The organism is Rosistilla carotiformis (genome assembly GCF_007753095.1).
In the GTDB taxonomy this organism is placed as follows: domain Bacteria; phylum Planctomycetota; class Planctomycetia; order Pirellulales; family Pirellulaceae; genus Rosistilla; species Rosistilla carotiformis.
Genome location: NZ_CP036348.1, coordinates 3884100 through 3908986, shown reverse-complemented (window position 1 = coordinate 3908986; position 24887 = coordinate 3884100). Strand labels below are relative to the sequence as shown.

At 58.1% G+C, this 24887-nt stretch carries 18 protein-coding genes; 9 read left to right on the top strand and 9 right to left on the bottom strand.

All coding sequences use genetic code 11. The annotated features are described in order from the left end of the window. The first annotated feature begins 426 nt into the window (after positions 1-426). Positions 427-1521 (top strand): lactonase family protein, encoded by a 1095-nt coding sequence (locus tag Poly24_RS14100; protein ID WP_231753136.1) that lies wholly within the window; start codon positions 427-429, stop codon positions 1519-1521. A 22-nt stretch (positions 1522-1543) separates the two neighbouring features. On the opposite strand, the gene Poly24_RS14095 is transcribed toward Poly24_RS14100, so the two are convergent. The 5 genes from Poly24_RS14095 to Poly24_RS14075 all read right to left on the bottom strand — a co-directional run bounded on the left by Poly24_RS14095 (position 1544) and on the right by Poly24_RS14075 (position 6383). Beyond that, on the bottom strand, positions 1544-2536 hold the full coding sequence (locus tag Poly24_RS14095; RefSeq protein WP_145096350.1) for an MDR family oxidoreductase: 993 nt from the start codon (positions 2534-2536) through the stop codon (positions 1544-1546). 44 nt (positions 2537-2580) lie between these two features. Further along, positions 2581-2871, bottom strand: coding sequence for a putative quinol monooxygenase (locus tag Poly24_RS14090; RefSeq protein ID WP_145096347.1), 291 nt, complete (start codon positions 2869-2871; stop codon positions 2581-2583). A gap of 72 nt (positions 2872-2943) precedes the next feature. Then, complete coding sequence (locus Poly24_RS14085) at positions 2944-4023, bottom strand: NADH:flavin oxidoreductase/NADH oxidase (protein WP_145096344.1); 1080 nt, start codon at positions 4021-4023, stop codon at positions 2944-2946. 56 nt (positions 4024-4079) lie between these two features. After that, entirely contained in the window at positions 4080-4778 is a 699-nt protein-coding gene (gene nfsB / locus Poly24_RS14080; protein ID WP_145096341.1) for an oxygen-insensitive NAD(P)H nitroreductase, read from the bottom strand. 267 nt (positions 4779-5045) lie between these two features. Then, entirely contained in the window at positions 5046-6383 is a 1338-nt protein-coding gene (locus Poly24_RS14075; RefSeq protein WP_145096330.1) for a sigma-54-dependent transcriptional regulator, read from the bottom strand. 179 nt (positions 6384-6562) lie between these two features. Between Poly24_RS14075 and Poly24_RS14070 the strand changes: the two genes are divergently transcribed. From Poly24_RS14070 to Poly24_RS14060, 3 genes are all read left to right on the top strand, one after another. Further along, complete coding sequence (locus Poly24_RS14070) at positions 6563-8179, top strand: GAF domain-containing protein (protein WP_145096327.1); 1617 nt, start codon at positions 6563-6565, stop codon at positions 8177-8179. Then, the gene (locus tag Poly24_RS14065) at positions 8176-8541 is read left to right on the top strand and encodes a response regulator (RefSeq protein ID WP_145096324.1); all 366 of its coding nucleotides are present in this window, start codon (positions 8176-8178) and stop codon (positions 8539-8541) included. The genes Poly24_RS14070 and Poly24_RS14065 overlap by 4 nt, the downstream gene beginning before the upstream one ends. Before the next feature lie 869 nt (positions 8542-9410). After that, positions 9411-10895 (top strand): sulfatase, encoded by a 1485-nt coding sequence (locus tag Poly24_RS14060; RefSeq protein WP_231753135.1) that lies wholly within the window; start codon positions 9411-9413, stop codon positions 10893-10895. Positions 10896-10917: 22 nt separating this feature from the next. Here the strand turns inward: Poly24_RS14060 and ccsA are convergent, their stop codons facing one another. Both ccsA and Poly24_RS14050 read right to left on the bottom strand, forming a co-directional pair. Then, on the bottom strand, positions 10918-14514 hold the full coding sequence (ccsA, locus tag Poly24_RS14055; RefSeq protein WP_145096321.1) for a cytochrome c biogenesis protein: 3597 nt from the start codon (positions 14512-14514) through the stop codon (positions 10918-10920). A 46-nt stretch (positions 14515-14560) separates the two neighbouring features. Continuing rightward, a complete protein-coding gene (locus Poly24_RS14050) occupies positions 14561-15592 on the bottom strand; it encodes a hypothetical protein (RefSeq protein ID WP_145096318.1) in 1032 nt (343 codons plus the stop codon). Position 15593: 1 nt separating this feature from the next. Between Poly24_RS14050 and Poly24_RS14045 the strand changes: the two genes are divergently transcribed. After that, positions 15594-15923, top strand: coding sequence for a hypothetical protein (locus Poly24_RS14045; RefSeq protein WP_145096315.1), 330 nt, complete (start codon positions 15594-15596; stop codon positions 15921-15923). Between the two features lie 475 nt (positions 15924-16398). After that, positions 16399-17478: a DUF1559 domain-containing protein gene (locus Poly24_RS14040; RefSeq protein WP_145096312.1), complete on the top strand. Its 1080-nt coding sequence runs from the start codon at positions 16399-16401 to the stop codon at positions 17476-17478. A gap of 32 nt (positions 17479-17510) precedes the next feature. Here Poly24_RS14040 and Poly24_RS14035 read toward each other — a convergent pair whose 3' ends face one another. Then, positions 17511-18419, bottom strand: a complete 909-nt coding sequence (locus tag Poly24_RS14035; RefSeq protein ID WP_145096309.1) for an alpha/beta hydrolase — start codon at positions 18417-18419, stop codon at positions 17511-17513. Positions 18420-18809: 390 nt separating this feature from the next. On the opposite strand from Poly24_RS14035, the gene Poly24_RS14030 reads away from it, so the two are divergent. The 3 genes from Poly24_RS14030 (at position 18810) to Poly24_RS14020 (ending at position 22858) form a co-directional block, all read left to right on the top strand. Then, complete coding sequence (locus Poly24_RS14030; RefSeq protein WP_145096306.1) at positions 18810-19130, top strand: co-chaperone GroES; 321 nt, start codon at positions 18810-18812, stop codon at positions 19128-19130. Between the two features lie 138 nt (positions 19131-19268). Next, positions 19269-20885 carry a chaperonin GroEL gene (gene groL, locus Poly24_RS14025; protein ID WP_145096303.1) on the top strand — a complete coding sequence of 539 codons (1617 nt, stop codon included), beginning with the start codon at positions 19269-19271 and terminating at the stop codon, positions 20883-20885. Positions 20886-21646: 761 nt separating this feature from the next. Then, positions 21647-22858, top strand: a complete 1212-nt coding sequence (locus tag Poly24_RS14020; protein WP_231753134.1) for a TolC family protein — start codon at positions 21647-21649, stop codon at positions 22856-22858. A gap of 221 nt (positions 22859-23079) precedes the next feature. Here Poly24_RS14020 and Poly24_RS14015 read toward each other — a convergent pair whose 3' ends face one another. Then, positions 23080-24621: an arylsulfatase gene (locus Poly24_RS14015; RefSeq protein WP_145096297.1), complete on the bottom strand. Its 1542-nt coding sequence runs from the start codon at positions 24619-24621 to the stop codon at positions 23080-23082. Positions 24622-24887 lie beyond the last annotated feature (266 nt).

Genomic DNA, 24887 nt, shown 5'->3' with positions numbered 1-24887 from the left:
ACGCAGCTACTTTTGCGGAACGCTCGGGGCACAGTTGGGAGGCGGTTAAACGATGTCGGTGTGTGTCGTCGACTGACGCCTTGAATCCATCGCGAGATCTGTTGAGGCGGCTTAGTCCTTCGTTCCGTTGTCGAAAGAACGCCGTGCGACAAGAAATTGACCGAACGGCACCGTGAGCCAACGCCATCTACTATACTTTTGCAGGGGACCTGATCACTCCGATCGCTCCCCGTCCTCTCGGTACGTAAAACCGACACGCCGCGACGGCTGGTTTCAGCTCGCGGTGGTTGATCGACCGCCCGCCGCCGTCCCACTCGCTCCCTTTGGTTTGGCGCGACGTGGAACTCACCATTTGCCATCCCACGGTGCCCCATGTTCACTGACTTGCGAATCTCCAGAGCCCTGATCCTTGGAAGCCTGCTCCTGATGCTACCCTCCCCCGCCGCCAACGCCGGCCAACCGATTGTTTATATCTCCGCCTTCACCTCCGGCGAACAAGGCGCAATCCACGCCTTCGAACTCGATACCGAAGCTGACCAGCTGAAACCGTTACATCGTGAAGAGACGCTTGAAAATCCGTTTTTCATCGCGATCACACCCGACCATCAGTTCCTCTATTCGATCTTCGCGCCGACCTTTGGTGGCAAGGAGCCCGAACAAGTGGCTGCGTTTAAGATCGATCCGAAAACGGGCAAACTGAGTCCACTGGGACGACGGACGTCGAAGGGAACGGCGTCCTGTTTCTTGGAAGTCGATCCGACGGGGAAGAGCGTTTTACTGGCGAACTACTCCAGCGGTAACGTCGCCTCCTACGCGGTGCAAGACGATGGATCGCTCTCCGAACCGGTTTCGTTTGTGCAGCATGAAGGATCGAGTGTCAACGTCAAGCGCCAGGGAGAGCCGCACGCGCACGGGTTCGCGATCGCGCCAAACAATCGATTCGCCTACGCCGCCGATCTGGGAATCGACAAGGTGATGTGCTACGCCTTTGATCCCGAAACGGCAGAACTGACGCCCAACAGCCAACCGTTTGTCCGAACGCCTCCGGGAGCCGGTCCGCGACATCTGACGTTCCATCCCAACGGGAAGCATTTGTTCGTGATCAACGAATTGCAGAACACGATCACGTCGTATGATTTCCTGGCCGATTCGGGCATCCTTGTCGAACGCCAGACGATTGCGACGCTGCCCGACGACTTCAGCGGCGTCAGCCATACCGCCGACGTCAAGATCACGCCCGACGGCCGCTATCTGTACGGCACCAACCGTGGTCACGACAGTATCGCCGCATATCGCATCGCCGAAGATGGGCAGTTGAGTCTCATCGAGTTTGCCCCCAGCCTTGGCAAGGGGCCCCAAAATCTGGCGATCACCGGCGATGGCAGCCTGCTGATCTGTGCGAACATGCCCGGGGATAACGTCGTGGTATTTCGGATCGATCCGGCAACAGGCAAACTGACCGCGGCGTCGTCGCCGATCGAAATGCCTCGCCCGTCGTGCATCCGCATCATCGAACGCTAACGCCCCGCGGCAGCCGTCGCGGTCAGGCGTTCACGTCGACGACAACGCGTCCTTTGACTTGGCCTTTGAGAATATCGGAGGCCAGTTGCGGGACGTCAGCCAAGTTGGCCGGTTGGATCATCCCTTCGAGCTTGTCCATCGGCAGGTCGGTCGCCAGCCGTTGCCAACCAACCAAACGCCTTTCATAAGGTTGCATCACGCTGTCGATTCCCAACAGATTGACGCCGCGCAGCAGGAAGGGAATCACCGACGCAGGCATCGCTGCGCCACCGGCAAGCCCGACCGCCGCGACCGACGCTCCATATTTCAGTTGGCCCAAAACGCGGGCCAACATTTCACCACCAACCGCGTCGACACATCCCGCCCAGGTTTCGGACTCCAGCGGTTTTTGCGAAATCGTGTCGATCTCGCCCCGCGGAAGGATCCGCGTCGCTCCCAGCGACTTCAAGTAGTCGGCGGTCTCCGGTCGACCGGTGACGGCCGCGACTTGATATCCCAGTTTGGCAAGAACCGCCGTGGCGATCGAACCGACGCCGCCGGCAGCCCCGGTAACCAGCACTTCGCCTTGGTTGGGCGTTAGTCCATGATCCTCCAACGCCAGCACCGCCAGGATCGCGGCGAAACCCGCGGTACCGATCGCCATCGCTTGCCGTGTCGTCAGGCCGTCGGGAAGCGGCACCAACCAATCGGCGTTGACGCGTGCTTTTTGGGAATAGCCACCCCAGTGCGATTCGCCGACACGCCATCCGGTGAGGACCACTTTGTCGCCTGGTTTGTAGCGCGGATCATCCGACGATTCCACCGTGCCGGCGAAATCGATGCCGGGAACAAGGGGATAGTTGCGGACAAAACCGCTGTTCGGCTGCATGCACAACCCGTCCTTGTAATTGACCGTCGTGTATTCGATGGCCACCGTCACGTTCCCCGCGGGCAAACGATCGAGGGTCAAGGACTGCATGGCGACCGAAACGTTTGATTCGTCGGTCTTTTCGACGACCAGGGCGTTGAAGGTCATGGTAGGTCTCCGTGATGCGTAATCGGGCGTTGTTTGGAAGTCGGTTATGCGATCTGCGTCATTTCATGGAGCGCGAACGATTCCACAGCCCCTTCGGACGCGGTGCGATAAGCCTGCACGTGTTGGCTGTTGCTGTGAGCCTGCCACAGTTCACGTGATTCCCAATTTTCAAAGAACATAAAATGGGTCGGGTGATCGTTGTCTTGGTGCAGGTCGTATTGCACGCAGCCTTTTTCAGCACGCGTGGGAGCGACCATCTTTTCGAGCTCCGATTTCACGAAAGCGACTTTGTCGGCCTTGGCGGTGATGTGTGCGACGATGGTGAGGTTAGCCATGTTTCAAAATTCCAAAGGTTGAAGGGACAGGAAGTAAGTGGTTGAGGGAGCGGTCTGTTCGCGCGGGAACGATCACGTTTTGGCGGCTCGCGCGTATTGAATGGGCAGGATCTGTTCGGCCCCCTCGACGCCAAGTTCTTTCGCGGCGTGGTAGGGCCAATAGGGATCGCGAAGCATCTCGCGAGCCAACGAGACGACATCGACCTGCCCATCGGCAACCGCCGCGGCAGCTTGCTTCGGTTCGGTGATCAGCCAGCTGGCGGTCGTGGGGATATCGACCTCCTTGCGGATCCGACCGGCGATGGGCAACATCATTCCGGGGCCCCAGGGGATCTTCGAGATGTCCGGCGTGACGAAGCCGTGACTGACGTCCAGCAGATCCAGTCCGCTCGCTTTCAATTGGCGTGTCAGTTCGATCGATTCGTCGACCGTGACCCCGCCATCGATCCAATCGGTCACCGACAGGCGGACCATCAATGGCAGCCGTTCCGGCCATACTTCGCGAACCGCTTCAAAGGTTTCCAGCATAAAGCGGATCCGATTGTCAAAGCTGCCGCCGTATTGATCGGTTCGTTTGTTCGACAGCGGCGAGTAGAACTCATGCGCCAGGTAGCCGTGCGCGAAGTGCACCTGCAGGCACTCGAAGCCGGCGTCGAGGGCGCGGACCGCGGCTTGGACAAAGTTCATTTTGACGCGTGCGATGTCATCCAGGCTCATCGCTTGGGGGACCTTGGGCAGCGTCCCGCCGAAGGCTTCGGCCGAAGGGGCGATCGTCTCCCAGCCTCCTTGTTCGGGACCGATGTGTTCGTCTCCTTCCCACGGACGGCTGGCACTCGCCTTGCGACCGGCGTGTGCGATCTGAATCCCCGGTACCGCCCCGTGCTGTTTCATGAAGCGGTTGATCTTCGCGTAGGGTTCGACGTGATCGTCGCTGTAGATGCCGGCATCGCCGGGGCTGATCCGCCCCTCGGGCGAGACCGCCGCCGCCTCGACGATCACCATTCCCGCACCGCCGACAGCCCGCGATCCCAAGTGAACAAGATGCCAATCGTTGGGCAGACCGTCGACCGATGAATATTGGCACATCGGCGAGACGACGATACGGTTCCGCATCATGACATCTTTCAATGTGTATTTATCAAACAGTTTCATTTTTGATTCGCTTTGGTTGTGGGGTGCGGCGTCAGGGGGACCCGACGTCGCGAGGATTAAACTTCTGTCAAGATTTCCGAATAGGGGAGTCGCGATTTGGTGAGTTTGGCGTTGTAGTCCGCTTCGGAATCGTGATAGCCGAGCGTCACGACAACCAGACTGCTGTAGCCACGTTCCCGCAGCCCAAACTGTTCGTCCAACACCTTGACTTCGATACCTTCCATCGGCGTCGCATCGATCCCCATCGCCGAGACGCCAAGCAGGAAGGAACCGATGTTCAGATAGACCTGTTTGTCCATCCAATGTTGAACATCTTTCAGGTCCTGTTTGTGGATGTTGATGAACATGTTCCGCCCCGCGTCCATCCGGTCCTTCAACGCCGGATCGGCGGCGAAGCGACCGTCCTTCTCCTCTTGTTCCAGCACGCGTTGCAAATAATCTTGCTCGATGTCCAATTTGCTGCAGAAGACGACAACGTGTGAAGCCTTGCGAATCGAATTGCTGTTAAACGGATAGATCCGGTCGGTCGACTTGGCGATCTTCTCTTTCGCTTCGTCGGACGATGCAAGGATGAAGTGCCACGGTTGGGAATTGACACTCGACGCGCTGTAGCGGAGCAGCTCCTTGATCTTTTCCACGTCTTGATCCGAGATCTTGCGGCTGGGATCGTAAGCTTTCGCGGAATAGCGATTCTTGGCAAAGTGAACGATGTCGTACCCGGCGGCGTTTCCGTTGGTCGATTCGGTTTGAAGCATCTTTTGCGTCCGGTGTGGTTTCTGAAAACAGGGATTCGGTCGAGACGTCCCGCCGTCTAAACCGTAGGTGGGCTGTTGTCGCAACAGGCGTGCCGTTTGAGGATACGGACTGCAGAAAACGCTTTTCCCGGCAATTCACCCGCTGAATGAATCCGTCGATCGGTAAGTCGCCCCGCGAAGTGCCCACATGTGCGCACTCGTTTCGCCTCGATGTCACTGCGTGGACAAACTTGGTCAGCGCGAAGCGTCGGCAATGGGAGGCCGTTGTTAACCCTCGATTCCGTGTTGCTTCATCATCCGGTACAGCTTGCGACGTTCGACCCCAAGAATCCGAGCCGCTGCCGATTTGTTTCCCTTCTCTTGAGCGAGCACCTGGGCGATATGTTCCCGCTGCAACGTCATCAGCGAGCCTTCGTTGCCGGGCGGTTCTGCAGTGCCCGACGCCCCAAGCGACTGGAATTCCTCGGGCAGATCTTCGATCGTGATCACGTCGTCAGCAAGGATCTTTGCGCGTTCGACAATGTTCACCAATTGCCGGATGTTGCCGGGCCAGTCGTACGCCAGCAACGCCCCTCGCGCTTCGGTTTCCAATTCGGGGCCGCCTGCGAGAAAGTGATCGACCAAAACGCCGATATCGTCGCCACGATCGCGCAGCGGTGGGAGGTGGACGGTTAGCAGATTGATTCGATAGTAGAGATCCTCGCGAAATCGCCCTTCGGCCACCTCTTCCTTCAGGCTGCGATTGGTCGCCGCGACGATGCGGACGTCGACACGGCGTTCCTTTTCCGAACCGATGCGCCGCATCGAACCATCTTCCAGCACGCGCAGCAGCTTCGGCTGCAACGCCAACGGCAACTCACCCACCTCGTCGATAAACAACGTGCTCCCATCGGCGACTTCGAACAGCCCCGGCTTGGCCGCCGTCGCACCGGTGAACGAACCCTGTTCATGCCCAAACAACTCGCTCTCCACCAACTGTTCGGGCAACGCGGCACAGTTGACCGTGACCATCGGTCGGTTGCCGCGGGGACTTCCTTGGTGGATCGCTTGGGCGACCAGTTCCTTTCCGGTGCCACTTTCCCCTTCGATCAGCACCGGCTTGTCCGTAGGAGCGACGCGATCGATCAAGCGGATGACTTTTTGCATCGGTTGGGATTCGCCGATCATCCTCGTCGGCGGACGCTTGGCACGGTCGATGACTTCGCGCAGCTGCGAGTTCTCCTTCCGCAACTTACGGCGTTCCAACGCTCCCAGGCAGCGACGTTCCAGCTCCGCCATCGGGAACGGTTTTGAAAGAAAGTCGAAGACGCCACGTCGCATCGATTCAACCGCGTTTTCGATCGTCCCTTCCCCGGTCAGGATGATGATCTCCGTTTCGGCGGCGGCGTCGCGGATCCGCTGCACCAGTTCCAGGCCGCTGAGTCCGGGGAGATTCCAATCGAGGACGGCGATGTCGAAATCAAGCCGCTCGCACTGGGCGACGCCATCCTGCCCGCGCGTCGTGTGCGTTACGCGGTGTCCGTTTTTCTGGAACCAGCGAATACAACCGGCGGCGAAATCGGAATCGTCGTCGACGAACAATATGTCAAACGCTGTTTTGGCCATGGCGGTTATTGTAAGTCACAACGCGATGTCGAACAGGGCAGCCTTGCGCTACGAACAGGTCCCAACGCTGTTGATGCGGAGAGCTCGAAACAAAACCGAGATCTGCCACCGGTGCTACGAAGATCATTGGGACCGCGTAGAATGGACCGACCGATGGCAACGCGATTTGGAAACCGAGGATGATGAGCGAACGAGATCTATTGGAAAGCGATTTACGTGGGCAGACGCGTGTGCTGAAGCGATTGGCTCAAGGGGCTTCGCTGGACGAAGTGCTGCACACGCTTGTCGAAGTTGCCGAGGAATCGCGTCCGGAGATGATCGGGTCGATCATGTTGATCGAAGCGGAAACGGGGATGTTGCGGTTGGCGGCTTCGCGGCGTTTACCCGATCCTTATTGCGAAGCGGTCGACCGTCGGATCCCCGGTCCGCGGTGTGGATCTTGTGGAACCGCAGCTTTCACCGGGCAACGTGTCGTCGTGGAAGAGATCGCCACCGATCCGTTGTGGCACGGATTTCGGGACATTCCCGAACAAGCGGGTCTGCGAGCCTGTTGGTCCGAACCGATCATCGCATCGACGGGGGAAATTCTAGGAACGTTTGCGATGTATTACGCGGTTCCGCGATCGCCGTGCGCGAGCGAATTGGAGTTTGTCTCCAGCATCGCCAGCCTGGCGGCGTTGGCGATCGAGCGGGTTCGTTATCAGAGCGAAGTCGAACGGGAGCGGGCGGTGCTGAAGACGATCGTCAATGGAATCCCCGACGCGCTCTTGATGACCGACTTGGACCGCAAGATCACGCACTTTAGCCGCGGGGCGTGTCGGATGTTCGAGTACCTAGTGGAGGAGGTGTTGGACGAATCGACTTCGATCCTGTACGCCGACCACGCCGACTTTGATCGGATGGCTCGCGAACGTTTTCACGCCGGGGCGGAAGAGCGATTGGACGTTACCGAGATCCCGTGGCGACGCAAATCGGGATCGACCTTTGTCGGCGAGATGGTCGGGAAAGTTATCCGCGACGAACGGGAAAAGCCGCTCGGTTTCCTGGCACTGATCCGCGACGTTACCGATCGCAAGCGGGCCGAAGCTTGCCTGGCGGAGAGCCGCGATAAGCTTGTCCAGGCGGAGCGGTTGGCTGCGATGGGGAAGATGGTTTCGGCGATCGCTCACGAGAGTCGCAATGCCTTGCAGCGGATTCAGGTGGGTGTCGATGTGCTGGAATACGACATCGAACCGGGATCGGAAGCTCGCGACGATTTGGATCGGATCCGCCGAGCGAAGAACGACTTGCAACAGCTTCACGATGAACTGCGCAGTTTTGCCGGGCCGATCCAGTTGGATCCCTCGACAGCAAACTTGGCGGAAGTCTGGCGACAGGCGTGGTCTAATTTGCACGTCTTGCACCAAGGACGCGATGTTCAATTGATCGAAGCGGTTGAGGATACCGATCTTCTCTGCGAATTGGACGTCTTCCGCATCGAGCAGGTCTTCCGCAATCTGTTCGAAAATTCGCTGGCCGCCTGCACCGATCCGGTCCGAATCACCGTCGCCTGTCGCCTGCGCAACGACGATGGTCGACGGGTGCTTTGCGTTTCGGTGCGCGACAATGGGCCGGGGCTTCCCGCTGAACTTAGGGCCCGTGTTTTTGAAGCGTTTTACACGACAAAAGCGAAGGGAACGGGGTTGGGCATGGCGATTGCAGAGAGGTTCATCACGGCGCATCGGGGAACGATCGAAGCGATCGATTTTCCCGGCGGTGCCGAATTCCTGATGACTCTGCCCCAAAGACGCTCATGAAACGCAGCCTGAGAATAGTAATCGCCGACGATGAAGCCGATATTCGGCAGGGCTTTCGGCGGCTTCTGTGCAAACTGGGCTGCGAAGTCGTTGGCGAGGCGGAGAACGGACGCGATTTGATCGCGCTGTGTGCGGCGGAGCGCCCCGATCTGGTGATCACCGATGTTCGGATGCCAGAAATGTCGGGAATCGAAGCGGCCAAAGCGATTTCAAAAAACAGCGCGATCCCCGTGATTGTCGTCTCTTCTTACGAGCGTCCCGACGTCGAAGATTGCGACTTTATCACCGACTTCTTACTGAAGCCGATCTGCATCACCGAACTGCGGGCCGCGATCAGCAAAGCCTACGACGGCGCGTTTTGAATCGCGATCCCACTGTGCACATATGGGCAATCCCGCGCGCTGCCTGCCCATCGGTGGGCAAATCGATCCGAACGTTTTGCCCCTCCCCGAACTTCGCTTCGCTGGTTCGACCCTCCCCTACCAAACTTCGTTTGGGGGAGGGTGAAGCGGAGTTATGCTAACGGGCCACTTCACCCGCCCGGCGAAGCCAGGGAGGGTCGAAACACGAGCGTTTAGCAAGTGTTTCGGGGAGGGCCGTCCGCAGTATCGATCGGCTGCGATTTGCTTGGGATTCCCCTCCCCGAACTTCGCTTCGCTTGTTCGACCCTCCCCTGCCAAACTTCGTTTGGGGGATGGTGAAGCGGAGTTGCGGTAACCAATCCATTTCACCCGCCCGGCGAAGCAGGGAGGGTCGAAACACGAGCGATTAGCAAGTGTTTCGGGGAGGGCCGTCCGCGGTATCGATCGGCTGCGATTTGCTTGGGGCTCCCCTGCCCGAACTTCGCTTCGCTGGTTCGACCCTCCCCTACCAAACTTCGTTTGGGGGAGGGTGAAGCGGAGTTGCGGTAACGAATGCATTTCACCCGCCCGGCGAAGCAGGGAGGGTCGAAACACGAGCGTTTAGCAAGTGTTTCGGGGAGGGCCGTCCGCGGTATCGATCGGGTGCGATTTGCTTGGGACTCCCCTCCCCGAACCTCGCTTCGCTGGTTCGACCCTCCCCTACCAAACTTCGTTTGGGGGAGGGTGAAGCGCGAGTCCATTGCCTTTTATTCGTGGGGTTCTACGGGATTCCCACTACGCCGATTTCAACCGAGATGCCGTTATAATGCTGCGACGTTTGAAAGGTGGATCAAACGACGAAGGTGATAGATTTTTGAAAGAGGTGTGGGATGGTGAACCCATCGAAATCGAGACGCATGTTCCTCGCGGGGCTGTTGGTCGCAACGTGCGCGTCGCTTGTTCCCGCGACGGAAACGGGACTTCGCGATCGGCCGAACGTCTTGTTCATCGCCGTCGATGATTTGGCTTGTACCTTGGGTTGTTATGGCGATCTGGTCGCCAAAACGCCCAACATCGATCGGTTGGCAGCGGAAGGGACCTGCTTTCAGCGAGCTTATAATCAGTTGCCGCTGTGCAATCCGACGCGTGCTTCGGTGATGACCGGACGGCGCCCCGATGAGATCAAAGTCTACGATCTCGATCGCCATTTTCGCGATGAACTGCCCGACGTCGTCACGTTGCCTCAGGCGTTCCAAGCGGCCGGCTACTTTGCCGCGCGCGTCGGTAAGATCTATCACTACAACGTCCCCGCGTCGATCGGGACCGATGGCTTCGACGATCCGCCCTCTTGGAATCGTACGGTCAATCCCAAGGGGCGGGACAAGATCGACGAGGCGTTGGTCTTTAATGCCGAACCGCATCGGAAGATCAGTGGGGCGCTCAGCTGGCTGGCCGCGGATGGAGAGGACGAGGAGCAGACCGATGGGATAATCGCCAGCGAAGCGATCGAGATCATGCGGGAGAAGAGGGACCTGCCGTTCTTCCTGGGCGTCGGATTCTTCCGTCCGCACACGCCGTACGTCGCGCCGAAGAAGTATTTTGAAATGTATCCCCTCGAATCGCTGCGACTTCCCTACGCACCTCCTGGCGATCGCGACGACATCCCCACCGCCGCATTCGCTCACAATTGTCCGGTTCCCAATTACGGGCTCGATCACCAAACGCTACTGCAAGCGACGCAGGCCTATTACGCATGCGTCTCCTTTGTCGATGCCCAAGTCGGCCGGTTGTTGGATGCTGTGGAAGAACTCGGTTTGGCCGAAGAGACGATCGTCGTCTTCTGGAGCGATCACGGTTATCACCTGGGCGAACACGATGGTGTTTGGCAAAAGCGAACGCTGTTCGAACAAGGGGCTCGCGCACCGTTGATCGTCCGCGTCCCGGGGCAGAAGTCGCAAGGAGAGTGCCGGCGGATCGTCGAGTTTGTCGACATCTACCCGACGCTGACCGATCTCGCACAGATTCCATCACCGTCCGGTTTGGCGGGACGCAGTCTGCTTCCGTTGATTGAAAACCGACGGGCCGACTGGGATGGATACGCCGTCACGCAAGTGCTCCGCCCAGCAGACGCTCGATTGTCCGAACCGGTGATGGGCTGCAGCCTTCGCACCGCCCGATACCGCTTCACCGAATGGGGCGAAGGAAAGCATGGGGTGGAACTGTACGATCACCAATCCGATCCGAACGAGTTCCACAATCTTGCGGTCCAACCCGACGCGGCCGCAAGGGCCGTGATCGATCGACTGCGGCCACTGCTGCGATCCAAAGCGTCGGGCAAAACGCCGACCGTCCCCGTCAATCCCGATCGACTGTAGTAACGGTCCGCTGTGCAACCGGCTATGCGTTGCCGCTCGGTTTGGTTGGTTTCAACAGCGAACCGGTAACGCCGATGCCAATGATCACCAATTGGCTGGCGACAAAGGCCAGTAGCATCAATTTCACGCTGTCTTGGCCACCGTAGGAGTGCAGGCCAAATCCAAGTTGATTCGTTCCGAACCAACTCCACGCCGTGATGATGTTCCCCCCGACGGCCAAGGTTGCGAAACCACGTTCCCCGACCATTCCGTCCCAACGTGCGTGCAACATCAAAGCGTTCCAGATCACGATCAACAACGCACCGTTCTCTTTCGGATCCCAACCCCAGAAGCGGCCCCAGCTGTCATCGGCCCACAATCCGCCCAACACGGTGCCGATGAAGCTGAACAAGATTCCAAAGCAGCAGACGCCGTAGATCATCCGGAAGATGTCGCGGCGGTACGCGAAGAGTTTGGGACTGATGCGACTCGAGAAAAACAGGTACAGGATTCCCAGGATGCCCGCCAGGAATGTCGCGGTATACCCCAAGGTGATCGTGACCACATGCGTCGACAACCAGAACTGGGTGTCCAACACCGCTTGCAACACCGGCATCGTATCACCGGAATTCAAGCTGTAGGCGACCAGCAATCCGAACACACCACACATCGCGGCGACCACGTTGCCGATCCCATGGCGGTAGATGCGTTCCAAGCCCAAGCCAAACAGCACGCCCGCCCAGGAGATGAAGACCGCCGACGAATAGAGATTGATCACCGGAGCGCGGCCGGTAATCATCATCCGAACGACGAGGATCATCGTATGGAGTGCCAGCGAACAACCGATCAAATAGAAGGCCGTCTTTTGCGCTCGGGGTGATTTGATCATCAGGCAATACAAGGCAATCAGCAATGCCAGCACGTAGACCGTGAATGCGGCCACGCTGGAATGCGTTCCGACCAGCCAACGTTCCAACCGCACCCGCCAAGGTTGCATGTTGCTGGGATTGGCAGCGTCGACCGAAGCCAACATCACATCGAGCCCCTCGTTGAATGCGGGGGCGTCGTCTTGCTCGTACGCGTTCCGCATGGCATCGAAACCTGCGAGCCCCGGGATGTTTGCATCCGCATCATCCAATTGTGCCGCATAAGCTTCCAACGCGGCCGGTGCGTACATCTTCCACTCGGGCTGTGTCCCTTCGATTTCGCTGTCCGCATTTTCTTGCGGTGGGAAGATCGCCGGTCCGCCCACTTGCATCACCTCCCGAACCTGCATCGTGTTGACACGCAACACCGCCTCGCGAAGATCCCGCAGCGACATTCCCTCGGGGATTTCTTTCTCGCTGAGGTCTTCGACGCGCAACGGTTCGCGGAAGACTTGTTTGACCATCAGGAAGTGGTTCAACCTGCGATACAGTTGCATGATCGCGTTTTCTTTGAAGCTGAGCGATTGAGGCTCTTTATCGCGGGTCGCCTTGGCGATCGTTTCAATCTTAGCAAACGAAGGTTGCAGTTCGCGGAAGCTGTATCGTTTCTCGGTTCGTTCCGACAAACCGACTTCGCTAAGCACTTCCGTCGCATCGATCCGGATCATTGGGAAGTCGAGGATCTCTTCACGGTCTCCAATCGATTCGAAGAACCATTCCATTGCCGAGAGCTTTTTGCCCACGCGATCGACCAGCGCCTTGGGAGCCTTTGCGGTGGGCAGCGAGTCTTTGTTGCTGACCAGCTTCATCGCGTCGCGGGCAAATTGATCCAACGGCAAAACGCGACCGCCCGACATGATCGGGATCGCGCCGGCTTGATACATGTCCATCGCACGCGCCTGGGGATCGCGACTGGACATGCCTTGCCAAACGGTCGGTGGGACCAACATGCTGATTTGATAGAACGCGACGACCGCGACGGTGGCGACAATCGGCCATTGGCTGCCAGTCTTTTCAGGGGCCGGCTTTTTCTTCTCTTCGCGTTCACGGCGGCCGACAAAGCGGTCCAGGGTGCCGATGAAGTGGACCATCATGCCGAGACCGACGATGCCACAGGCGACATAAGGGATCAACCAGCCCTCATTTCGAACGACTTGCAGGACGGTGGCTTTCGATCCGCCGGGGGATTCCAAATATTGCGATTGATAAAACGTCTCGCCGCGATAACGCAGGGGATTGTTCATCCAGATCCGCTCCTGCCGATCTTCCCCCGTTTCGGTGTCGACGATGCGGATGAACGAACTGTAGTCGCGAGGTGTCTCAGTGCCGCTGTAATTGACGCGGCGGACTTCGGACAATTGAATCCAGTACGGTTTGGGAACGCGTGCGTAACGCAAGCCAACGGCATATTCCTTGTCGTGCGCTTCGAGGATGTCGAAGCTGTCCTTAAACGAACCGCCACTGAATAGCTTTTCGGCGTCATTCAGGTACTGCGAAACGAGAAACGTTCCCAAGGGCTCGGTGTTGCCTTTGGCGTAGAAGCGGACGTACGCCGAGACGATGTTGGTCCCTTCGCTGGCACCTCCCACCGGGGCTGCCTCTTTGACAGCCAACCGTTGGCCGAGCCCAGTGTCGGCGGGATTCTCTCCCTCATCGGCGACTTGCGAGTTGGGCATGTAGTCGACGACTTCGATCTCAAACGGCAGCCGCGGGTCGCTGATCCGTGAATCACTTCCTTCGTATGACGAAAGCATCGAATCGGGGATCGCGATCACCTGCGTCTCCCCCTCTTTCGATTTATCCATGAACGCAAGCTCCACTTGGTCCATGTTGATTAAGGTGTTAGAGGATTCGCGTTGCGACAGAATCAGTCGTTGTTCGAGTTGTCGGTCGCCAAAAGCAAATTGGCCGATCATCAACAGGGCCACGCCGAAATGGAGCAGCAAGTTGCCGCCTTGCTGGCCAAAGAGCAATAGGCATCCCACCAACAAGATACTGGCGACGCCCAGTCCCTTGGCCATCTGCCATACGATCCGCAGTCCAGGCTCGCCGATCGTGAATCCCATCAGGATCGCAATCGCACCAGCGCCAAAGAGGATCGCCAACGTTCCGAATGCATACTTCCAACCGCGACGCGGCGCCGAAACGATCCCGGCGATCGATCCCGCCAAAGCCAGGAAGACCATCGCGCAGAGCCCATACCAAACCATCGGGTACGACGGCGGTTGCCCCTGCAATCCCTCGGCGTTAGAAGCACCAAACACGATCGCTAACAGGACGCCCAGGCCGACGGCACAGACAGCGATTCCCGCGATCAAACGGGTGCCGGTTGCACGGATATGGAACCGCGTGATCTTGGCAGCGATTAAGTTGATCAGCAGTGCAAACCCGATAAGTTTGCCGCCGGGGAAGGGGAACCAGGCACCGTCGGGCATCAACGAATTGGCCCCGATGCGATGTTCGTGAAAGTAAAACGGCTGGGGGACAAAATCGTCGATGTAAACTCGGCTCACCCAGCTGGTGAAGTAGGCGTCTTTGACTTGCTGCATGTTCATTTCATCTTGCGCCAACGTGCCGGCCAAGATGATGACAATCGAGAGCGCAAAGAGCGCGACGGTCCATTTCAACGAACCTAAGAACGAAAGTGCCGACATCGTCAGTGCATTGATTCCGATCTCGGAATCGCGATTGCGATCTGCAGTCACCGTTGCCATGGGAGGACCCTTCTGTTGAATTGCTGTCGGCGGAACGTAGGCTGAATCAGCCGTTGGCCGCTGTTTTTATTGTACCGAGGAACTCCGTCAGCGACGGATCCGCCGCTTTCACCGCCGCCGGGGCACCGGTCATCTTGATAAACAAGCTGGATCCGCCCTGCAGCGGAACCATGGTCACATCGATTGCTTTCTCGCCACCCTCTTCTCCGTACAAACGGAAGCGGGTGCCGGTGATTCCCATCACCGTGATCTCTTCGCCCGCCTCAAGAACCGCGGCCGCATCGTCCGGCTTGCTCTTAGGGTTCACCTGGCTGACCCACATTCCGATGTTCGCTTGGGTGTCTCCCCCCGCCTCGATCAACGTCACCTCCGCCGATCCCTCCTCGGTCGCAACGTCAAAGGCTGCCAAACGCATCCCGCCAGCGCGTCCTTCGGTCCAGCCTTCGGGAAGTTCAAATGCGTATTTCGGTTCGGGGGCTTTCGCCGCAGCGGCTGGCGGTGTCGCCGGTGACGGCATGCTCGCGGCACCCGCCATCGGCGGACGGCCTCCCATCGATGGTCCCGACTTGAAGACGCCATCCAAGCTGACCCAAATGGGTTGCGCGTCGGACGGAGGGTTCTCGACTTGCAATGCTTCGCCACCGGCATATTTGTCCGTATCGGGAGGCAACGCCATCTGACCACGCCAGCGGTTCACATTGGCGACGACTTGTTCGTCCCAGTCACCGCTGTTCCCCAGTTCGGCCACACTCATTTCGATCATCCGTTCACCCGCGGGAATCTGGAATTTGGCATGCTGCATCATGCCCGGTGCAATCCGTTTCCAGTCGTCGGGCACATCCAATTGAGGCGCACCGTTTTCGTACTTCAGCTGCTGGATCCACTTTTTAAAACCGTCTTCGATCGCTGCGACCGAGTCGACATCGGCGACCAACTTGTAGAACCAGACCTTTTCGGTTGCCGGAACGATTCCGCCCAACATGCGGTCCTGCTGGACCAACGCCTCAGGGACGGTCGTCGGAATCGTATAGCTGGTGATCTGGTCGCTGCGGCCGCACCCGGCAAGCACGATCGACAAGATGACCATTCCAATGGATGTGCTTCCAAGACGATCCGCGATCGAAGCTCGGATCGATGCCTTGCATGAAGGGGATCGCCAGACGGCGGTCCGATCGGAAGAACGCTTTGGGAGTTTCAGTTTTGGGATCAAGGGAGTACCAAAGTATGCATCGCGGGAGATTGCAACGTCTCGCGAATTTGGATTGGAAGGTTCGGTGCAACCGGAGGTGGGGAGGGTGGCTCGCAATCGGCGACATCCTGTCGGCAGGCTGCCCGGAGGATGCGAGATCCGTCTGCGGCAAGCCTTGGATTGGCGGGTGGGGCGATTGCTTCCGTGCATCTTCAACTAAACACGATCATAACCATAGGGGCACTTCAACGGCAGCAGTCGATCCGTTAAGGACTCGAAATTGCCATATGTGCGTCAAATTGAAGTATAGCTGTCAAATCGGGACTCGGCGACCTGATTCCAGAAGCGTCGCCCAGGTTGATACCGCAATCTATCAGAGCTCCGCTAGATTGGTAAGGGTAAACGCCGCCGCCGCACCGGGGTCAAAGTGTCGCGGCACCGCCAGCATTCAGCCGCCAGTCGCCCCAGCCGCACCATAAATCTGGCGGCGCAGCAGCGTTGACCTCTTGTGCATTTTGGGCAGCACCGAATATTCTAATTGAGACTGATTCGTAATATCAGTGTGAATAGCGACGACGCAGCAAGCCAAGGAAACGACGGTCCTCAGCCAGCCACGCTCGGATTCTTTCGCCACGGTTGATTCACAACCGGTGGCGATCTACCCCGTTTAGCAATCCCTGCAAGGATCCTCTGTGATGGCGACTAGCTTCCTCTTTAACGATCGTTTCAAAACACTCTCCACCGCCAAGCAGCGGAAAACCGCTGGCTTTACCTTGGTCGAACTGCTGGTCGTGATCGCGATCATCGGCATCCTGGTCGGCTTGTTGCTGCCAGCCGTGCAAGCGGCCCGCGAAGCCGCTCGGCGGATGCAGTGCGGCAACAATATGAAGCAGCTCGGCTTGGCGTTGCACAACTACGCGTCGACCTATAACGAAGCCTTCCCGAACAACGGCTGGTCGTATACCGGCGGCTATCCGGCTGACTTCTCTCCGTTTGCCAAGCTGCTGGCTTACGTGGAACAAGAGAACCTGCAGAACCTGATCGATTTCGACATCTACATGGGCCATCCGGCGACCGCAGATCTCCCCCTGGAATTGCGAGCCGCAGCGGCGACGCGCGTCCCCACGTTTGAATGCCCCAGCGATGTCGGAGCCGACCTGCACTCGATGACTCTCCCCTCCGGGACGGTGATCGACGTCGCGGGAACCAGTTATGCGATGAACCAAGGAAGCGGGATGGACGGCGCGTTCCATCCGGGCAACGGGACGCCATCGAACGGATTGTGCTGGATCGGATCGAAGATCAAATTCCGCGACGTAATCGATGGGACCAGCAACACGATCGCGTTTGCCGAGACGACGATCGGAGTCGGGACCGACATCGCTTCGCCAACGCCGATCCAAGACGTCCGCCAATACCGCGCCAACACGTCGACAGTCGACGTCGCGACCGTGAATCTCGCCAATTCGAGCGGACTCAGCGGAGTGCAAGGGAGCATCACGTCGTGGCGTGGAGATCGAAACCACTACTGGCTGCGGGGCAGTGTTCCCAGCGGCCCCGTCATGAACGGCAGCCTGACGCCCAACAGCGAGGTCCCCGACATGGTGGTCGGTTCGTCGAAGATGACAGCGGCTCGCAGCTACCACCCTGGGGTCGCCGTCGTTTGCCTGGTCGACGGAAGCGTCCGCAACGTCAGCGACACAATCGATCTCAATGCATGGCACGCCAGCTGGACTCGCGGCGGTGGCGAGGTCCAAACGGTCTCCAGCCAATAGGCGACCTGGCCCAACCGCGGGCAATGACGGCGTCAATCGGCCGCGGGCGACAGGTGGGATTTCATAAACCTCAGCACATTCGCCCGGGCCCCGGCGTCCATGAACGACAGCAGATGCCCCAGCCCCTCGACGCGGACAAACTCGCTGTCAATCTTTAGTTCGCGTTGGCGTTGGAAAAGCGCTTCGGCCCCAGCAATCGGGACCAACAGATCGCGGGTGCCATGGTAAAAGAGGGTCGGTGGATCGCCAGCACTGGCAAGGACCGCGGGGGATCCGAATTCATACGCATCGGGACGTTGCCGCCGCGTGCCACCGAAGAAATAGGCGAGCATTGTATTGTCAGGGGGGAGATCGCGGAAATCGGTGGGGGTTCCCCCCGCGGCGACCGCGATCGGCCTCGGTTGCTTGCGCCACAGCGGATCGTCGGCGGACAATTGCGTCGTCTTTGCAACGGTTTCGGCGGATTCATCAGCAAGCATCGCGATCATGCAGCTCAGATGGGCTCCGGCGCTGTAGCCGAACATTCCCAACCGCTGCAAATCCCAGCGATTTGCCGCCGCCTGGTCGTGTATCCACGCTAACGCCTTCCGCACGTCGTCCAATTGTGCGGGAAACTTGTCGGTGGGAGCCAATCGGTAATTGATCGAAACCGCAGCGATTCCGTTTTCTGCGAACATCCGTGCATAGGTCCCCGGCAGCGCCTTGTCGCCACTCATCCACGCACCCCCATGAATCACCAGGACGATGGGGCAGCGGTCGGTAAGCTCGGCGGGCTGGTAAACGTCGGCCAACAGGGTGGTTTCCCCGGTGACGTGATAGGGTTGATCGAAGCGAACGGAATAGCGAGACAGCGTGGGAAGGGTTGGCTCCTCCGCCGCTGCAACCTGCGTCCAAAGGGAAAGTGAGAGGACAAGCCGCAAGGTATTTGGGAATCGGTTCATCCATTCAGCCTAGGAAGGCGTCGGCGGAACCGCAACACCGGCGTCTCCGCCGTTGCGGGCGTCTGGCAGCGGACGCCTCCCGAGGCCGTCGATGTCGCGGCCGAGTACGCTGCCAAGATGACAGCAGTCGCCGTGCGGCCGAGTTCGGCTGGCAGGTAAAAATCTTTCCGTCGGCGGCGGAGGGTGAAAAAGTCAACGATTTCCAGTGTCGTTGTGTTTCCAATCGCATCGAGATGCGTTTGGCACAGCGATTGCTTATGGTGGCAGCAAACGCATTTCGAGTGCCAACTGGTACCGGTCTATCCCGAACCCGACGTTTACGGTGGGGAGTAGCCCGAACCATTGACTGATAATGAAATTTGACTCAACCGTTCTGGAGGTGTGACGGAAATGGCAGTAGCAACTAAATCGAAGACAAAGATTGGACTGCAACCGCTCGGCGATCGCTTGGTCGTTCAACGTGAAGTATCCGAAGAGACCACCGCGGGTGGAATCGTGTTGCCGGGTTCGGCACAAGAGAAGCCCGCTCGCGGTACGGTTGTCGCTTTGGGCGATGGCAAGCTGTTGGACGACGGAACCCGTTCGGCACCGCAAGTTGCGGTTGGCGATCGCGTGATCTTCAGCAGCTATGCTGGCGAAACCGTTGAAACCCAAGACCAAGAATATCTGCTGATGCGTGAAGACGACATCTTGGCGGTCATCGAAGGCTAATTTGCCGCCACGGCAATCCACCGACGACTGCGTCAAACGAAGTCGTCAACAAAGTCCGGGGCGACGCACAACGCCGTTCGCCCTTCCCTTTATCAACGAACAACCTAAACACCATCTATTTGGAGCGATTAGATACCGATGGCAAAAATCATCGCATTTGAGCAAGAGGCACGCGAGTCGATTCGTCGCGGCGTGAGCAAGTTGGCGCGAGCCGTTAAAGTGACTTTGGGTCCTAAGGGACGCAACGTCATCATCCAGAAGAGCTTCGGCAGCCCAACCGTCACGAAGGACGGTGTTTCGGTCGCCAAAGAAATCGACCTGGAAGACGTCTATGAGAACATGGGCGCTCGTATGGTTCGCGAAGTTGCCAGCAAGACCAGCGACGTCGCCGGCGATGGTACCACCACCGCGACCGTGATGGCCGAAGCGATCTTCAACGAAGGCCTGAAGGCTGTTGTTGCAGGTGTCAATCCGATCCAGATGAAGCGTGGTATCGAGCAAGCGGTTGCCGACATCACCGAACAACTGAAGAAGATGGCGATCAAGGTCAAGAGCAAGGAAGACATGGCGAACGTCGCCACCGTTGCTTCGAACAACGATCGCGAAATCGGCACCCTGTTGGCCGACGCCATGGAAAAGGTCGGTAAAGACGGCGTGATCACCGTCGACGAAGGCAAGAGCCTGCACACCGAGCAGGAATGGGTCGAAGGTATGCAGTTCGACCGCGGCTACCTGTCGCCATACTTCGTCACCGATTCGACCACCATGCAAGCCGTCCTCGAAGACGCTTACATCCTGGTCTTCGAGAAGAAGATCTCGAACATCAAGGATCTGGTTCCTGTCCTGGAACAAGTCGTTCAACAAAGCAAGCCTCTGTTGATCGTCGCTGAAGACGTCGACGGCGAAGCGTTGGCAACTTTGGTTATCAACCGCCTGCGTGGCACCTTCAACTGCGTTGCAGTGAAGGCTCCCGGCTACGGCGACCGTCGCAAGGCGATGATGGAAGATATCGCGATCCTAACCGGTGGCGAAGCGATTTTCGAAGCCTTGGGTACCAAGCTGGAAAACGTCGGTATCAAGCAATTGGGCCGTGCCAAGAAGGTGATCGTCGACAAGGACAACACCACCGTGATCGAAGGCGCTGGCAAGAGCAGCGAGATCAAGGGACGCATCGATCAGATCCGTCGCGAGATCGAGAACTCGACCAGCGATTACGACAAGGAAAAGCTGGAAGAGCGTTTGGCCAAGTTGGCTGGCGGTGTCGCCAAGGTCAACGTCGGTGCTGCGACCGAAAGCGAAATGAAAGAGAAGAAGGCACGTGTCGAAGATGCGTTGCACGCTACCCGTGCTGCCGTCGAAGAAGGCATCCTGCCAGGTGGTGGCGTTGCCCTGCTGCGTGCTAGCAGCAAGGTTAAGCCAGGCGAAATCTCGCACGACGAAATCGTTGGTTACAACATCGTCGTTCGTGCTTGCCGCGCTCCATTGACCATGATCTCGGAAAACGCCGGCCAAGATGGTGGCGTCGTCTGCGAAAAGGTTCTCGCTTCGAAGGGCAACTACGGCTACAACGCGTTGACCGACGTCTACGAAGACTTGGTTGTCGCCGGTGTCATCGACCCAACCAAGGTGACTCGCACCGCTCTGGGCAACGCAGCCAGCGTCGCTGTCCTGTTGCTGACCAGCGACGCCCTGATCGCTGAAAAGCCTAAGGACGGCAAGTCCGGCGGCCACGGTGGCGACCACGACATGTACTAATGAGCCAGCGGAAACGCTAGCGTCATGAAGTTTGAAACCTCAGCCGTTCGATGGCTGAGGTTTTTTTATGCGCCCACCGGCGTTTTGCAAGCGGCCGGCGTTTTTAATGGCGGGACGCTGGCCAAATGCTTGCATGACATAGCGACGCAATTCTTCCTCCACTTATGGGAATCTATGACGGTCGATTCGGTTCGACGCCCACCACGACCACGGAATGTGGCTCCCGGTCGTAGCGGCCCTCAGGTTTGCAGCGATCGAACCGATAACGCTTACGAAGGCATTCGCAAGGAACATGACGATCGCGACGGACAATGCGTAGTCCGCCGTCGGCGCGTTGATTCAAAGATTACACCTCGACGACTGGCAAGGATGCTATGAGACGATCCCATACCTATTTGACGAGCCTTCTGGCACTTTCGGTTGCAGGCTGCGCAAGCCCTGGCAAAACGCCACGTGTCGCCCTCATCAACCCCGCGCCCGAGAAGACGGTTGTGGCGACGGAAACTGCCCCCCAAGAACGAACGCCAACGTCCTCTGAAATTCGACCGGTGGTCTATCGTCTTGGGGACAGTGATTCCGTGGAAGCGTTGGACGCGGGGCGTGCTGCGCCCATGCCGACTGTTCGCGCGGCGAGCGAGCCCCACGTACCGAGCCCCGTTGCACTGGCGTTGAATCCAGTCCAACGGGCGGATCAAACCCTGCTTATCGGTGAATTGGATATAACGCCCGTACCGGTACCTAGCCCGAACGCGGACGCACCGGTGTATACGCTCGCAGACATCGAACAACTGGCCCTTAGCAACAATCCCGCAATCGCGGCCGCTTACGCGAACACCAGCAAAGCCACGGGGCTGCGCCGCCAGGTCGGCACGCGTCCCAATCCAACGATCGGTTATGCGGGACAGCAATTGGCCGATCAAAAGACGGATCAGCATAGCCTGTTCATCGAACAAGAGTTCGTGCGCGGTGGGAAATTGGAATTGAATCGCTCCATCCTTTCACACACCGCGTCGGCGCAGCGATGGGAAACCGAAACGCAACGCTATCGCGTTTTGACCGATGTCCGAGTGCGATTCTATGAAGCCTTGGCCGCACAACAGCAACTCGAGGCGACACGCGAGTTTCAGTCGGTTGCCGAACGGGGTGTTGAAGTTGCTGAGCAACGACAGAAGGCAGAGGAAGGAACGTTGATCGAGGTGCTGCAGTCCCAGACGATGCTCAGCGAGATCGCCTTGGCGGCCGAACGCACCGAACTCAGTTACCGAGGCGCGTGGCAGGATTTAGCGGCAATCGCCGGCCTGCCATCGACGACTCCGGTCCGCCTGGTCGCGCAACTCGAACCGCCCGCTTACGCTCCTGATTGGGAAACGACCTACGGTGCGATCGTGGCGCAAAGTCCCGAGATGTCGGTGGCGCATGCGTTGGTCTGCGAAAAGGCCGCGATTTTGAAACGTCAGCAAACCCAGATGACTCCCAACGTTACCGGTCAGCTGGGGGCGGGCTTTGACAACGGAACCGATTCGGGAATGTTGAACGTTCAATTGTCCGCTCCGATTCCGGTTTGGAACAAGAACCAAGGGAACATTTCGGCGGCCTACGCCGACTACCGCAACGCGGTCCAAAACGTGCAACGTGTTGAACAATCGATCCGGTCACGTTTGGCGCGGACGGCGCAAGAGTTTGATGCCACGATGGCGACGGTCAAGAAATACGAAGAACAGATCATCCCGCAGGCTACGAAGAGCCTCGAGCTTTCGGAGGAAGGCTACAAAGCGGGAGAGCTTGAGTTCTTGCAAGTGCTGATCGTTCGTCGCAGTTTCTACGACTCGATGATTCGTTTCATTGAAGCCAAGGGGCAACTGGCCCAAGCGAATGCCAAAGTCGACGGTCTTCTGCTTACCGGCGGTCTCAACGCACCACAAGACTACACCGACGGCGACGGTTTCCGCGGTGCGTCGTTCGGCGGTCAATAGAAGGTTTGCCTTGGCAATCGTGTTGGCGTAGCGATGGGTTCTTTGCTCACAACCGACGTGTGTCGACGCGACCTCGTGCGCATGGTGAGTGCCTTTGGAATCCCGTCGCCGACCGCAGATCAACCAATAAAAAAACGCCTTGCGAAGCTGGTCGCAAGGCGTTTTTGTTACCGCGAAGCCAAACGAGGTCGTTGGCTCCGTGAGTCTCATCGGCGTTGACGTTATCGTCCGCCCAAGCTGCCTTCGATCTGTTTCTGGATCTTCTCCAGATTAAACGAACCAGGCGTTTGGCTCGGCGGGAACTCCTTCATCGTCATCAGGAACTTCCCAGCGAATTGCTGCATTGGAGCCAACACATAGACTCGCGACAAGAACCAATCGTTGTAGGTGTTCGAGTTGTGCTGTGCCTTTTCAAACGGATCACGGCGAAGGTTGAACAGCAACGGAACGCGGAGTTCAGTGAACGGTTCCCGCCAAACTTCAAAAGCTACACCACGGTTCTCAAGGAAAACGGCTTTCCAAGCATCGTAGCGAATCGCGACGATTTGACCGTCATCGTTCACATACATGAATTCACGACGCGGTGATTCGTCGACCTTACCGGTTAGGTAGTCGAGTTGGTTGTAACCGTCGATGTGATTCTTGTAGGTGCGCCCGTTAAGTTCAACGCCTTCGAGTAGTTTGCTCTTAATGTCGGTCGACCCCGCAGCTGCGGCAAAGGTTGGCAACCAGTCTTCGTGAGCAACGATTCCGTTGAGCGTGGTGCCTGCGGCGAACTTGCCGGGCCAACGCACATAACAAGGAACGCGATAGGCGCCTTCCCAGTTCGAGTTCTTTTCGCTGCGGAACGGTGTCGTTCCGGCATCGGGCCAAGTGTTGTAGTGGGGGCCGTTGTCGGTGGAGTATTGAACGATCGTGTTGTCGGCGATACCCAGTTCATCCAGGAGATCCAACAATTCGCCAACTTGCATGTCGTGTTCGATCATGCCGTCGGTGTACTCATCGTTTCCTTTGTGTCGGTGTTCCTTCTTCACGTGCGTGCGAAAGTGCATCCGAGTTCCGTTCCACCAGCAGAAGAACGGCTTGCCCGCTTTGTGCTGACGCGTGATGAAGTCCTTCGCCGCAGCGATGGTTTCCTCGTCGATCGTTTCCATCCGCTTCTTGGTCAGCGGTCCCGTATCTTCGATCTTTCCGTCGGCGCTCGCCTTGATCACGCCACGCGGACCAAAGACTTGCAAAAACGTGCGCCCATCGGCCATTTTCATGTCGGCGGGATAGTCTTCGTTTTCGGGTTCTTCCTCAGCGTTCAAGTGATAGAGATTGCCGAGGAACTCATCAAAACCGTGCTGTGTTGGCAGGTGTTCGTCGCGATCGCCTTGGTGGTTTTTGCCAAATTGGCCCGTTGAATAGCCGAGGCTTTTCAAGACGGTCGCCATCGTGACGTCGGTCTTCTGCCAACCTTCTTTTGCGCCCGGAAGACCGACTTTCGTCATTCCGCTGCGGACAGGAACGCTGCCACCGATGAACGCCGCACGACCGGCGGTGCACGATTGTTGGCCATAGTAATCGGTGAAGAAGATGCCTTCTTTCGCGACGCGATCGATGTTAGGCGTCTTGTAGCCCATCATCCCACGGTTGTAGTCGCTGATATTTTCGGTGCCGATATCGTCACCCCAGATGACAAGGATATTCGGCTTGTCCTGAGCGGTGGCCGAAAGGCAAAGCCCCGCCGCCAAGAGGAAACTTGTTAGCTTGATCTTCATAGTTGAGGGTTCTCACAGAACGTTGCGCCCGCGGCAAGCACGTAGCGGTTAAACAAAAGCAAAGCCAAGCAACAAGCTTTGCTACAAATTGTTCAGCCCCAATGGGGGCCAAACTCGAACGGAAACCGATCCGAAACGAAGAGAAGGAGACGTCGCGACTTAGCACCTGCCGGTAAACTAAACAGAACACTGAACCGTCTGCGGGTTTTCAAGAAATCCATACCGCCTCTCCGTCACAATTGCGTCGGATCCACCATTGCCGTGTC